This window comes from Parasphingorhabdus flavimaris (assembly GCF_013371215.1).
Taxonomy (GTDB): Bacteria; Pseudomonadota; Alphaproteobacteria; order Sphingomonadales; family Sphingomonadaceae; genus Parasphingorhabdus; species Parasphingorhabdus flavimaris.
On the sequence record NZ_JABWMH010000001.1, the window covers coordinates 809,408 to 823,130 of the forward strand.

Here is a 13,723-nt window from a genome sequence, read left to right on the forward strand (position 1 = left end):
GATAGCGCAGCCTATGGTAAATGATGCGTCTGATACGGCTGGAGAAAGTCTCGCCTACAAGCTCGAGCGGAGCACCGGCAGCTTTTTCGAGCGGATCGAAAATTTCTGGCAGAAGAAATGGTTCCGTTTGCTCGTGGCCTTTCTCGCCCTGTGCGTGCTGGGCTGGCTGCTGATCTGGCTGATCTTCGCCCGGGACTTGCCCGACGCAACCGCGCTGCGAACCTACGAGCCACCCTTGCCGACGATGGTCCGCGCCTATGATGGCGAACCGGTGCACAGCTATGCCCGCGAACGCCGCGTCCAGCTCGAGTTTTCCGAATATCCCGCGCTTCTGGTGCGCGCCTATCTGGCTGCGGAAGATCGTACTTTCTTCGAACATGGCGGACTGGACTATCCGGGCATCGCCACCGCGATAGTCAGCAATATCACCAACAGCGGCCGACCGATCGGCGCTTCGACGATTACCCAGCAGGTCGCCAAGAACCTCCTGCTGTCAGGTGAAATATCCTACCGCCGGAAAGTGCGCGAAGCGATCCTCGCCTACCGGATCGAGGACGCGCTGACCAAGGAAGAAATTCTCGAGCTCTATCTCAACCAGATATTCCTTGGCCGAAACGCTTACGGCGTCCAGGCAGCAGCACAGGCCTATTTCGGCAAGGATGTCGACGCGCTGGCGTTGCATGAAATCGCCTATCTGGCGATCCTTCCCAAGGGGCCGTCCAACTATCGCCCCGAAGCGCACGAACAGCGTGCGATCAGCCGGCGGAACTGGGTATTGGGTCGCATGCTCGACAATGGCTGGATCAACGACGCGCAACACCAGGCCGCTGTAGCGCAACCGCTGGGCACGATCTCCCGCTCCGGGCCACGTTTCGAACGGGTCGGCGGCTATTTTATCGAGGAAGTCCGGCGTCAGCTGATCGAGAAATTCGGCGATGACGAGAAAGCCGGGCCCTATAGCGTTTATTCTGGCGGTCTGTGGGTGCGAACATCGCTCAACCCCGAATTGCAGGAATATGCCAAGGACGCCCTGCGCGGCGGATTGCTGCGTTACAGCAGCGGCAAAGGCTGGAGCGGTCCGATCAACAAGATCGAGATTGACGAGCAATGGGCGCAACGGCTTTCTTCGACCTTCATCGGCACGGACTATGCCAACTGGCAGATCGCTGTTGCAATCCGGACCACCGGTGGCGGCGCCGAAATCGGCTTCTCCGATGGCACGACGGGCCGTATCAATTCGGTGCCCAGTGCGCTCAAGGCCGGCGACATTATCGCCGTCAGCCCTGCTGGCGGCAGTAGCTACCGGCTCGAAAATGTGCCCGAGGTTTCCGGCGGCATGGTCGTGCAAAATCCCCGCAACGGCAGAATATGGGCGATGCAGGGCGGTTTTGACGACCGGATGAGTTCGTTCAACCGCGCGACCCAGGCGGAACGCCAGCCGGGATCGACGATCAAGCCGTTCGTTTACGCAACCGCGCTGGATAATGGCATGACACCGGCAACGCTGATCGCCGACAGCCCGTTCTGCGTCTATCAGTCCGCATCTCTCGGGCGCAAATGTTTCCAGAATTTCGGCAATGCGCGCGGCGCTGGCGAGCAGACCCTGCGCTGGGGCGTCGAACAGTCGCGCAACCTGATGACCGTGCGCGCCGCCAATGACGCCGGCATGGACAATGTCGTCAAGACGATCAAGACCATGGGAATCGGCGAATATCAGCCTTATCTCGCTTTCGCGCTCGGCGCTGGCGATACCACGGTGATGAAGCTGACCAACGCCTATTCGATGCTCGCCAATCACGGTCGCGAACTCAACCCGACGGTGATCGACTTCGTGCAGGACCGCAACGGCAAGGTTATTTTCCGTGCCGACCAGAGAGTCTGTGACAATTGCAATCAGCGTGACTGGGACGGACAGCCGATGCCGCGTCCGCGTCCTGCCGGGAAACAGTTGATGGACCCGATCACTGCCTATCAGATGATCGACATCCTGCAGGGCGTGATCACCCGCGGTACCGCGCAGAATCTGAAAAGCCTCGAGCGGCCGCTGTTCGGCAAGACCGGTACGTCGAGCGGTCCGACCAATGTCTGGTTTGTCGGCGGTTCGCCCGACATGGTGGCCGGCGTCTATCTCGGCTTTGACCAGCCGCGCAACATGGGCGGCTATGCCCAGGGCGGCACACTGGCAGCGCCGGTATTCCGTCGCTTTGCCGAACGGGCGATGGCCGGCATGCCGAAAACCCCGTTTGTTGCGCCCAATGGCGTCCGCATGGTCCGCGTCGATCGCAAGTCGGGCAAGCGTGTCTATGGCGGATGGCCGACCGAAGATCCGAAATCTGCGGTCATCTGGGACGTGTTCAAGCCCGAAACCGAACCCCGCCGGTCGATCCGCAAGGACGAACTGCTGGCCCGGCTCGAAGCCCGCAAGGCCGAGCTGATCGCCGAGCGTGCGGCCGCACGAGCACGGGCTGCGGATGCCAATCGCAATCGCGGTCCGGCGCGGAATGACGATGAATTTCTGCAGGCCGAAGGCGGCATCTATTAGCGCCGACGGATCAGACGGCTGGTGCTGAAGCCGGCCGACATTGCGCCCGCGCAGGGCATCCGCACGGTCGGACCGGAGAGCGTCGACACGCTCGCTGCAATCACCGCCGACGCCTTTCGCGATGATCCGTTCAACCGCTGGCTGTTCGGCGGCTTCGATCCGATGGAGCGGACCTTCGCCAATCTCGCGCGGCATATTTACGCGCCCAACGGCTTTTGCCAGCTGCTCAATGAAAAAGGTGAAGACCGCGCTGCGGCGATGTGGCTGATGCCCGGCGATAGCGGCGATGCGAGTCTCGCCGGTACGCTGCAGACCTATTGGGGCCTGTTTGCAAGCGGCGGCCTCGGCGCGCTGAAACGGGGAAAGGCGGCGGGGGACGCGATGGCGAAACACCATCCGGCACAGCCGCACGCCTATCTGTTCACCGTTGGCGTCGCCAGCGCGGGCAGGGGGCGGGGCCTTGGCCGGCGGCTGGTCGGTCCCGTGCTCGATGCCTGCGACCGGTCCGGCACCATGGCCTATCTCGAGAACAGCAACCCGGCGAACCGGCGTTTCTACGCCAGCCTCGGCTTCGAGCGCGTAGACCTGTTCCACCCGATGGCAGACAGTCCTCCGCTCGAACCGATGCAGAGATTACCGCGCTAGGCTGTATTCCTTGCGCGGGCGACCGGTTCAGAAACTGATCTGAAAACGTCCGGCAAGGCTGTCGACGCTATAGTCGTTGCCGTTTGCCGCCGCGATGGCCGCGTCGCGATAGTCGAGCTTGGCATAAGACAGCATGAAACGGACATAATCGATCGGGGTCCAGATCAGGGAAGCCTGATAGGCGTCCTGCGTGCCGCCGACAAAGCCGGCGTCGGTCAGGTCGAGACGGTCATAGCGGACATTGACCTGCCACGCGCCAATACCGCCCGAGCCAACCGGATTGGATACCTTGACGCCCTTGAACACGCCTTCCTTGTAGCCGCGCGTGTCATCGGTCAGGAACAGCCCGGCCTCGACCGATCCGCCAAAGAAGCTCGGGTCGGCGAAATTGGCGTTGCGGTTCAGCGTCAGCCAGTGGCCCTCCGCCGCGGCGTGGAAGCGACCGGAAATGATTGCTGCTTCCAGCCCGATGCTGGATTCCGACTTGGCATTGTCGATATTGCCGGTGTTGAGAAAGCGCGTGTCGGTGAAATGCACCGCCGGCCGCTGGCGATAGCGCTGCGCGATGACCGTGTCGCCGAGATCGGCATAATGGTAGGACGCCCCGAAATGGGTCTGGGTATCGCCGAATTTCGGCATCGCCACCGCGCGCAGGTCAAAGCCGATGCTGTTGTTCACATCATCCCCGAGATCGGTGATATTGTCGGTAAAGACACCGCCTTGAAGCAGCAACATGCCCGCGCCATATTGCGCCGACAGTCCGACCCGCCGTTCAAAACCGAAGGCATCGGTATAGCCAGCCCGTTCGATGAAGCTGGTGTCGTTGCTGCTCGACAGTTCCTCGAGCCCCTGGAAATTATTATGCTGTCCGGCGGTGATCGTCAGCGGTCCGCGGTCATAGGACAGGAAGGCGTCGGTCATCTCGACCGTACCGCCGGTGAAATCCGCTTCCATCTTGTAGCCAAAGCCGCCCGGCATCGATCCCGAAACGCCGAGCCGGATGCGCCGCGCCTCGTTGGCAAAGCCGAGACCCGCGTCATTGATCGAATCCGGTGCGTTGACCGTGCCGAAATCATAAAGCATCCGCCCGCGCGGCTTGAAGCTCCAGCCCCCCGCACCATCAGTGGCGCCGTCCTTGATTTCCGGCGCGCCCTTGAAGGCGATCTGGACCGGTGGTTTCTGCTGCGCCAATTTCTCCTCGGTCGCGGCCAGTTTCGCGTCGGTCGCGGCAATCGCGCTGGTCGATGCCTGCTGCGTCTGCTGGACATTGCCAAGCTGGGCCTTCAGATCGGCGACTTCGCGCTCGAGCTGGTTCAGCCTGCTGAGCAGCGCCGCGGCCTGTTCATCGGAAATCGGGGCCGCCATCGCAGCGGCAGGGCAAAGCGCAATCGCGGCGGTGCCGGCCAGCAGGCCAATGGTCTTGAGCATAGGATTGGTCATGAAATGGCCTGTCTGTTGTGGATGATTTTTCAATTGATGAGCGATCTATGACGGTTGCGTTGCTCTTTCATGGCATATTTATTTCATGTTTGTGACAGGGGCTGCGGGGCGCGGAGTCGTCTCAATCGGCCACCGGCAGGCGCCGCTTGCCCCTGGTCCGGCCGGTCAGATGATAGCGGTGGCAGCGGTCACAGGAATAGGGGCGCAAGTCGATGCTGGCGGTTTGTGCCGCGGCAATAGCGTCCGCCTCGCTGGCATAGCGTTTTTTCTTGCGGCAGATGCTGAGGCGGGTGCGCATGGGGTGAATCTAGGCGCTTGTAGACAGACGGGCAACACCCACTTTCCTCCCCGCCGCGCAGCGGTGGGGAGGGGAGCATCCGCAGGATGGTGGAGGGGCCCCTCCGTCGTCCGCCTTCGCCAAGGCTACGGCGGACGCCACCTCCCCATTGCTTCGCAACGGGGAGGAAAATGTTTTGGGCTATTTTGGCCGCGATGGATAAATTTAGCGGCTTGCGGGGGGCAAGCGGACGATGGGAAGATATCCATATTCAGAAGATCATCAAAATCCTGACCGAAACCGACCGGATCATGAAGGAAATCAACCTGCCACTCGACAGACCATTGACTTTCCTCCCCACCGCGCAGCGATGGGGAGTGGGACCGTCCGGAGGATGGTGGAGGGATTGGTCGGGCTGGGCGCGGGTTTCCGGTGTTGGGGTAATCTTGAAGGGCTGTTCTTGCCGCAGCTGCCCCTCCGTCGTGCCTTTGGCACGCCACCTCCCCATCGCTGCGCGACGGGGAGGAAAATGTTTCGGATCATTTTTGCCGAGAGGGATAAAATTGGCGGCTTGCGGGGGGTAAGCGGACTATGGGAAGATATCCATTATCAGAAGAACCTCGAAACCCTGACCGAAACCGACTGGATCATGAAGGAAATCAACCTTCCGTTCGACTGACCATTGACTTTCCTCCCTGCCGCGCAGCGGTGGGGAGGGGGACCGTCCGGAGGATGGTGGAGGGGTTGGTCGGGCTGGGCGTTGGCTTTGGGTGTTGGGCGAATCTTGAAGGGTTGTTCTTGCCGCGCCTGCCCCTCCGTCGTGCCTTTGGCACGCCACCTCCCCGTCGCTGCGCGACGGGGAGGAAAGTTGGGTTTGCTTGCTGCACGCGCCCCTCCGTCAGTCGATACGGCTGCCACCTCCCCATTGCTTCGCAACGGGGAGGATAGTGGAGTCTCCAACAGTCTTTCCTACACTTGCCGCCTTATGTCATATTCACCAATGGCGCTTTGACAATCGAATCCCGATCCACTCCCTCGGCAGCAGCGGCAAGGGAGGGCGCGCGGCTGGGCGGTGCCTTATTGCTGGCTACTGGTTCAGCCTTTCTGATCCAAAGCTGAACAAACGGCTTCTGCGGGCCGGAAAGGCTGCGCAAATCCCGCCCGAAAAGCCCTGGAAGTTTTCAAATTCATAACAGTGTAAAGTTTGTAAAGTTCGATCGCGGCGAGCGCGGCCGGTGGCGGTGAAAATCTGCGGGGCGGGGCGGTCGTTTCCTGCTGACGTTTCCTGCTGACAAGGGCTTGCGCCCCTGCTAACGGCGGGCCATGACCGAACCATCCTCTGCCCGGGCCTATAAACAGTCCCATATCCGCAATTTCTCCATCATCGCCCATATCGATCATGGCAAATCGACTCTCGCCGACCGGCTGATCCAGCAGACCGGCGGGCTGACCGCGCGCGAGATGAGCGAGCAGGTGCTCGACAATATGGATATCGAGCGCGAGCGCGGGATCACGATCAAGGCGCAGACGGTGCGGCTCAACTATACCGCTAAGGATGGCGAGACCTATGAGCTCAGCCTGATGGACACGCCGGGTCATGTCGACTTTGCCTATGAAGTGTCGCGGAGCCTCGCGGCCTGCGAGGGCGCGTTGCTGGTGGTCGACGCGGCGCAGGGGGTCGAGGCGCAGACTTTGGCCAATGTCTACCAATCGATCGAGCATGATCACGAGATTATTCCGGTGCTCAACAAGATTGATCTGCCCGCCGCCGAGCCGGAGCGGGTACGCAACGAGATCGAGGAAATCATCGGGATTGATGCCTCCGAGGCGGTGATGGCGAGTGCCAAGTCGGGGATCGGCATCGAGGACATATTGGAGCAGATTGTCGCCAAGATTCCACCGCCGGGCGGCGACCGCAACAAGCCGCTGAAGGCGATGCTGGTCGACAGCTGGTACGACCCCTATCTCGGCGTGGTCATCCTCGTGCGGGTGATCGACGGGGTGCTGACCAAGGGGCTGAAGATCAAGTTCATGGCCCAGGGCACCGAGCATCTGGTCGACCGGGTCGGCTGTATGCGGCCGAAGATCGAGCAGCTGCCGGAACTGGCGGCGGGCGAGATCGGTTTCATCACCGCGCAGATCAAGGAAGTCAGCCAGACCGCGGTCGGCGACACAATCACCACGGTCAAGAACCCGGCACCGGAGGCTTTGCCGGGCTTCAAGGAAGTGCAGTCGGTGGTGTTCTGCGGGCTGTTCCCGGTCGATGCGGCGGATTTCGAGAAATTGCGCGAGAGCATCGGCAAGCTGCGGCTCAACGACGCCAGCTTCACCTTCGAGATGGAGACCAGCGCGGCGCTCGGGCAGGGCTTCCGCTGCGGCTTTCTGGGGTTGCTGCATCTGGAGATAGTCCAGGAACGGCTGACCCGCGAATATGATCTCGACCTGATCACCACGGCGCCGTCGGTGGTTTACCGGATCGAGATGAACGACGGCAGCGAGATGTTCCTGCACAATCCGGCAGACATGCCCGATATCGTCAAGATCCGCGAGATCGAGGAACCGTGGATCGAGGCGACCATCTATTGCCCGGACGAATATCTCGGCGGCATATTGAAGCTTTGCCAGGACCGGCGCGGGATACAGAAGAACCTGACCTATGTTAGCGACCGAGCGCAGGTGGTCTATGAACTGCCGCTCAACGAGGTGGTATTCGACTTTTACGACCGGCTGAAGAGTATTTCGCGCGGCTATGCCAGCTTTGACTATCACCAGATCGGGCTGCGCACCGGCCAGCTGGTCAAGATGAACATCATGGTCAACGGCGATCCGGTCGACGCGCTGAGCATGATCGTCCACCGCGACGCCGCCGAGGCGCGCGGCCGGCACATGTGCGAGCGGCTGAAGGACCTGATCCCGCGGCATCTGTTCAAGATCCCGGTGCAGGCAGCGATCGGCGGCAAGGTGATTGCCCGCGAGACGATCTCGGCGATGCGCAAGGACGTGACCGCGAAATGCTATGGCGGCGACATCAGCCGCAAGAAGAAGCTGCTCGACAAGCAGAAGAAGGGCAAGGCCAAGATGCGCGAATATGGCAATGTCAGCATCCCGCAGGAGGCCTTTATCGCAGCGCTCAAGATGGGTGATGAAGGTTAGTAATCATCGCCGGTGGTTACGCCCCCGTGTCGGAGCGATTTGTCACTATTGAAAGCCGGCCAATTATTGGTCCGTTCTCGGCGGTTAATGTTCCGCTGTCGCGCTGATAGGGGCATGGCGTTATCTCGCCGGGTAATTTTGCCGGACCTTTGGCCCGGAACCGGGCGAAATAGCCGCCCAGTTCGGGCCGCTCCATGAAGCCGACCAGTTCGTAACCGACCGCCTCAAATTCGCAGAACAGCTGCTTCGGCGGGATGCCGTGCTGTTCGAAATCCCGGTTGACGTCTACCACCACTACTTCCCCGGCACCGCGCTCTTTGCTCTTGTTGAGCAGGGCCGGACGCAGGCGCGAGAGGAAGGCATAGGGCTCGCGGACCTCGTGATACATGTGGACCAGAAAAATCCGGTCGAAGCTGCTTTCAGGCAGCCGCGGATCATCCGTCGCGCCCAGCTTGATCGAGACATTGTCGAGCGAGTCCCGGTTGACCCGCTCGGCCAGCCGCGAAATCGCCGCTTCGTCAATATCCTGCGCCAGCACCCGGCCCGTGCTACCGACTTTCTCAGCCAGCCGCACGGTATAATAGCCTTCGCCCGCACCGATGTCGGCGACCGTCATGCCGGGCTCGAGTCCAGCAGCCTTCATAATCTCTTCGGCTTCGCCCCGCTTGTCGCGCGCGGTCTCGGTAGACCATTGGTTGCCGGCCAGATCCGACACCGGACGTGACGCTGGCGGATAGGCGCGCGCGGTTTCGGCGCGGTTGGCGTCTGCATCGGGCACCCGCTTGCAGGCGGTCAAAGATGTGACCAGCAAGATGCCGGCCAGGGCGAATAGCGTGAAGCTGGGGTTATGCAGAGACATGCTGCGCTGAATAGGCGAGGCGTTCTGGAGGAGCAATGGCGTTTTTCCTAGTCCACATCCTCGACATCGACCGCTTCGCCGGTGACCTTCTGCGCCAGGGTCGCGGCGATGAAGTCGTCCAAGCCTCCGTCCAGCACATCGCTAGGCGCGCTGCTGGTGTGGCCGGTACGCAGGTCCTTGACCATCTGATAGGGCTGCAGGACATAGGAGCGGATCTGGTGGCCCCAGCCTATTTCGGTCTTGGCTTCATATTCGCCCGAGGCTTCTGCTTCCCGGCGTTGCAGCTCGGCTTCAAACAGGCGGGCCTTGAGCATGCCCATGGCGGTGGCGCGGTTCTTGTGCTGGCTGCGGTCATTCTGGCTGGCGACGACGATACCGGTCGGCTGGTGGGTGATACGGACGGCGCTGTCGGTGGTGTTGACATGCTGGCCGCCGGATCCGGAAGCGCGATAGGTGTCGATCTTGAGGTCGCTCTCGTTGATCTCGACCTCGAAACTGTCGTCGATCACCGGATAGACCCAGACACTGGAGAAGCTGGTGTGGCGCTTCGCGGCGCTGTCATAGGGCGAGATACGCACAAGCCGGTGGACGCCGCTTTCTGTCTTGGCATAGCCATAGGCATTGTCGCCCTTGACCTCGATGGTCGCGGATTTGATGCCCGCCTGGTCACCAGCCTGATAGTCGACCATCGAGACCTTGTAGCCACGCGCCTCGGCCCAGCGCTGATACATGCGGAGCAGCATTTCGGCCCAGTCCTGGCTCTCGGTACCGCCGGCGCCGGCGTGAATTTCGATATAGGTGTCGAGCCCGTCGGCTTCGCCGGACAGCAAGGCCTTGACCTTGTCGCGGTCGGCGCGGGTCGCGAGTTTTTCGAGCGTGGCAGCGCCCTCGTTGGCGAGTTCGGCGTCGCCTTCTTCCTCGGCCATTTCGATGAATTCTAGCGCGTCGTCGCGCTCCTGCTGGATTTCCTGTGCGGCGCTGATCGATTCATCGAGGCGGCGGCGCTCGGTCATCACGGCTTGTGCTGCTGCCTGATCGTCCCACAGGGTCGGATCCTCGACCCGGGCGTTAAGCTCGTCGAGACGGCGCAGGGCCACATCCCAGTTGAGGGCGGTCTTGATCAGGGAAAGAGCGGCGTCGATCCGGTCGACAAAGGCTTGCGCGTCGGCACGCATGATAATCTCCAAAACTAGTCGGAGCAGCGATTAGACGATATCGGCGGGAAGTAAAGTATTGTGGAATAGAGAGGAGCAAGCGCGCGAAGCCAGTGGCGCTTCATAATAGGTAGAATCAATGGATCTATCGATTTTGGATTTATCAGATCGTCGCTCCAGAGTGGCTGTCGGGCAGCCGAATTTGTGCCTGAGCGCGAATTTCTGTGATAGGAACGTGGCAACATCGGGAGACAGGCTGAATGGCGATCAGAGATTTCACAGACAAGGACGTGCCGGACCAGAGCGGGCGGGTCTTTCTTGTCACCGGAGCAAATAGCGGGCTTGGCTATGCCGCCGCCAAAGTGCTGGCGGGCCGGGGCGCCCGGGTGTTGATGGGTTGCCGCTCGAAGGACAAGGCCGAGGCGGCCATGGCGGATATTCGGGCTGTCTATCCAGACGCTGACTTGCGCTTTATCTCTCTGGATCTGGGCAATCTGAAATCCGTCCGCGCTGCGGCCAATCTGGTCGAAAAGGAACCGCGGCTGGATGTTCTGATCAATAATGCCGGGATCATGATGCCACCGCTGGAGCAGACTGATGACGGGTTTGAATCGCAATTCGGGGTCAATCATCTCGGCACTTTTGCGCTCACCGGTCTGCTGCTTGACAAGCTTTCGGAAGGTCGGGATCCGCGGATCGTGATAACCTCGAGCATGGCCCATCGCAGCGGCCGGATCGACTTTGACGATATCAATGCCGAGAAGAGTTACAGCCGCTGGGGCCGCTATGCGATGAGCAAGCTGGCCAATCTGTTGCACATGTACGAACTCGACCGCCGATTGCGTGCGGCGGGCTCTCCGGTTGTCGCGGTCGCATGTCATCCGGGAGTTGCCGATACCGAGTTGGCAAGGAATTTTCCCAGCTTCATGGTATCGCTGTTCCGGCCGGTGTCGAGCCTGTTCATGAACAGTGCTGCGCAAGGGGCCTGGCCAACTCTGGCGGCGGCTACTGCTGGCGAAGTCGAGAGTGGTCAATATTTCGGTCCGAGCCGCAAGGGCGAGTGGGTCGGCCCGGCCCGAGAGGTCCAGCCTCGTAAGATCGCACGGGCGATCGAGCCGGCGAAAAAATTGTGGAACCTGTCGGAAGAAATGACCGGAGTGCGCTATACGATTTAACGGCATATTGGGATTTTCCTTGGTTTTCTTTGACTTTCAAGCCCTGTCTCGCTAGTTTTTCAGGGAATGGGCGCACTGGTCGCTTACCTTGAAGGGAATATTGTTTGTTCGATGAAATGCTGGGCGGCGACGACAAGGTTCGCGAACCATATGCCGATTATAAAGGCTGGCTGGACAACGAAGATATCAAACGCCTGCATCGCAAATCTGACGACGCCGAAGCTTTTTTTCGCAGGACCGGGATCACGTTCAACGTTTACGGAGAGGATGATGGCGACGAGCGCCTGATCCCGTTCGATGTCATTCCGAGAATATTGTCCGGTAATGAATGGCGCAAGTTGTCGCGCGGGATCGAACAGCGCGTAAAGGCGATCAACGCCTTTCTTTACGACATATATCATCGCCAGGAGATATTGCGCGCCGGCCGTATCCCGGTTGACCTGATCGCCAACAATATTGCGTTTCTGCCGCAGATGATCGGCGTCGATCCGCCGGGCGGAATATACACCCATATCATCGGCACCGATATCGTGCGCACCGGACCGGATGAATTTTACGTTCTCGAGGATAACGCGCGTACCCCGTCCGGGGTCAGCTACATGTTGGAAAACCGGGAGACGATGCTCCACATGTTCCCGGAACTGTTCGCCAAGATCGGCGTGCAGGAAGTGAGCAGCTATCCGAACAAATTGCGCCGTTCGCTGGCTGCCTGTGCGCCGCCAAAATGCGACGGCAAGCCGGTGGTCGCTGTCCTGACGCCGGGCATCCACAACAGTGCCTATTTCGAGCATAGCTTTCTCGCCGATCAAATGGGCGCGGAACTGGTCGAGGGGCACGATTTGAAGATTGTTGACGGGCGCGTGGCAATGTGTACGACCCAAGGTTATACCGCAATCGACGTAATCTACCGGAGGATTGATGACGATTATCTTGATCCTCTGAATTTCCTGCCCAATTCGATGCTGGGCGTGCCGGGGATCCTGGATGTCTATCGTTCAGGCGGTATTACCATTGCCAATGCGCCGGGCACCGGCATTGCGGATGACAAGGCGCTCTATTCCTACATGCCGGAGATCGTCGAATTTTATACCGGCCAGAAACCGCTGCTACAAAACGTGCCGACATGGCGCTGTTCGGAGAAGGACCAGCTTGGCTATGTACTGGAGCATCTCGAGGAACTCGTGGTCAAGGAAGTGCACGGGTCCGGCGGCTATGGAATGCTGGTCGGCCCAGCGGCCTCCAAGAAAGAAGTCGAGGATTTTCGCGCCAAGCTGATCGGCAATGCGAGCAACTATATCGCACAGCCGACGCTGGCGCTTTCGTCGGTTCCGATTTTGGCAAAACAGGGGCTTTCTCCGCGCCATGTCGACCTGCGGCCGTTCGTTCTGGTGTCTCCGGATCGTATCGATATCACTCCAGGTGGCCTGACCCGCGTGGCGATGACCGAAGGATCTCTGGTGGTCAACAGCAGCCAGGGCGGGGGGACCAAGGATACATGGGTTCTGGAAGAATGAGAGGGCCGGGATCATGTTAGGAAAAACAGCAGCCAGTCTGTTCTGGATGGCGCGTCTGCTCGAGCGGACAGAGAATAGTGCCCGCCTGATCGAAGCCGGTTTTCGAATCGCGCTGACCCACTCGTCGTCGGCTGCCGATGAATGGGCATCTATCTTGGCCTCCTCCGGTGCGAAGAAGAACTATCTGGCGAAGCACGAGGATTATAGTTCTGCCAAAGTGATCGATTTCCTGTTGCGGGACAACAGCAACCCCGGAAGTGTCATTTCGTTGATCAAGCAAGCGCGAGACAGCGCCCGTACCGCACGGATCGCGCTGACCAGGGAGGTCTGGGAAGCAACCAACGAAGCCTGGATGAACCTGAAAAATGCTCTCGCCAATCCGGTTGACGAGCGGGATTTGCCAGATGTTCTGGCTGTGATACGCAAGCAAAGCTCGCTTGTGAGGGGCGCTGTGATGGGCACGATGTTGCGCAACGACGGCTTCAATTTTATCCGGCTCGGCACGTTCATCGAACGGGCCGACAGTACGGCTCGAATATTGGATGTGAAATATTATCTGTTGCTGCCCTCGATCGCGCAAATCGGTACGGCGGTGGATAATGTCCAGTGGGAAACGATTCTGCGGTCGGTCTCGGCGCAACGCTCTTACCGCTGGCTCAATGGTTCGGATATAACCGCCCTGAGTGTCGCCGAATATTTGATCCTGCACCGGCAGATGCCGCGTTCACTCGCTTTTTGCTATGCCCAGATATCGGATAATCTTGGCTATCTGGAGCATGAATATGGGAGCGAAGTAACGTCGCATCGGCTGGTATCGGATATCTGCGACCGTCTGCTCGGCCAACCGGTAAAATCGATATTTGAAAACGGTCTGCACGAATTCATCGTCGAATTTCTCGCGGCAAATAACAGTCTGGCCGCCCAGATCGAGACAGATTATAATTTTCAGGACAGGATAAACTGA

General features: G+C 60.0%; 11 protein-coding genes. 7 read left to right on the forward strand and 4 right to left on the reverse strand.

The annotated features are described in order from the left end of the window. The first annotated feature begins 13 nt into the window (after nt 1-13). A complete protein-coding gene (locus tag HUO14_RS03960) occupies nt 14-2,542 on the forward strand; it encodes a penicillin-binding protein 1A (RefSeq protein WP_176278551.1) in 2,529 nt (842 codons plus the stop codon). Between the two features lie 21 nt (nt 2,543-2,563). Beyond that, the gene (locus HUO14_RS03965; RefSeq protein ID WP_176278552.1) at nt 2,564-3,187 is read left to right on the forward strand and encodes a GNAT family N-acetyltransferase; all 624 of its coding nucleotides are present in this window, start codon (nt 2,564-2,566) and stop codon (nt 3,185-3,187) included. 27 nt (nt 3,188-3,214) lie between these two features. On the opposite strand, the gene HUO14_RS03970 is transcribed toward HUO14_RS03965, so the two are convergent. Both HUO14_RS03970 and HUO14_RS03975 read right to left on the reverse strand, forming a co-directional pair. Next, a complete protein-coding gene (locus tag HUO14_RS03970) occupies nt 3,215-4,627 on the reverse strand; it encodes a porin (protein WP_246255210.1) in 1,413 nt (470 codons plus the stop codon). Nucleotides 4,628-4,748: 121 nt separating this feature from the next. Next, the gene (locus HUO14_RS03975; RefSeq protein ID WP_176278553.1) at nt 4,749-4,925 is read right to left on the reverse strand and encodes a hypothetical protein; all 177 of its coding nucleotides are present in this window, start codon (nt 4,923-4,925) and stop codon (nt 4,749-4,751) included. Nucleotides 4,926-5,433: 508 nt separating this feature from the next. Between HUO14_RS03975 and HUO14_RS03980 the strand changes: the two genes are divergently transcribed. Together HUO14_RS03980 and lepA are read left to right on the forward strand one after the other, a co-directional pair. Then, on the forward strand, nt 5,434-5,583 hold the full coding sequence (locus HUO14_RS03980) for a hypothetical protein (RefSeq protein ID WP_176278554.1): 150 nt from the start codon (nt 5,434-5,436) through the stop codon (nt 5,581-5,583). Nucleotides 5,584-6,227: 644 nt separating this feature from the next. Continuing rightward, nucleotides 6,228-8,057, forward strand: coding sequence for a translation elongation factor 4 (lepA, locus tag HUO14_RS03985; RefSeq protein WP_176278555.1), 1,830 nt, complete (start codon nt 6,228-6,230; stop codon nt 8,055-8,057). Nucleotides 8,058-8,073: 16 nt separating this feature from the next. Here lepA and HUO14_RS03990 read toward each other — a convergent pair whose 3' ends face one another. Both HUO14_RS03990 and prfB read right to left on the reverse strand, forming a co-directional pair. Next, the gene (locus HUO14_RS03990; protein WP_176278556.1) at nt 8,074-8,916 is read right to left on the reverse strand and encodes a class I SAM-dependent methyltransferase; all 843 of its coding nucleotides are present in this window, start codon (nt 8,914-8,916) and stop codon (nt 8,074-8,076) included. Between the two features lie 47 nt (nt 8,917-8,963). Further along, complete coding sequence (gene prfB, locus HUO14_RS03995; RefSeq protein ID WP_176278557.1) at nt 8,964-10,091, reverse strand: peptide chain release factor 2; 1,128 nt, start codon at nt 10,089-10,091, stop codon at nt 8,964-8,966. 239 nt (nt 10,092-10,330) lie between these two features. Here prfB and HUO14_RS04000 point away from each other — a divergent pair, with 239 nt between their 5' ends. The 3 genes from HUO14_RS04000 to HUO14_RS04010 all read left to right on the forward strand — a co-directional run bounded on the left by HUO14_RS04000 (nt 10,331) and on the right by HUO14_RS04010 (nt 13,723). Beyond that, entirely contained in the window at nt 10,331-11,245 is a 915-nt protein-coding gene (locus HUO14_RS04000) for an oxidoreductase (RefSeq protein ID WP_176278558.1), read from the forward strand. A gap of 116 nt (nt 11,246-11,361) precedes the next feature. Beyond that, complete coding sequence (locus HUO14_RS04005; protein ID WP_176278773.1) at nt 11,362-12,759, forward strand: circularly permuted type 2 ATP-grasp protein; 1,398 nt, start codon at nt 11,362-11,364, stop codon at nt 12,757-12,759. A 13-nt stretch (nt 12,760-12,772) separates the two neighbouring features. Next, complete coding sequence (locus HUO14_RS04010; protein WP_176278559.1) at nt 12,773-13,723, forward strand: alpha-E domain-containing protein; 951 nt, start codon at nt 12,773-12,775, stop codon at nt 13,721-13,723.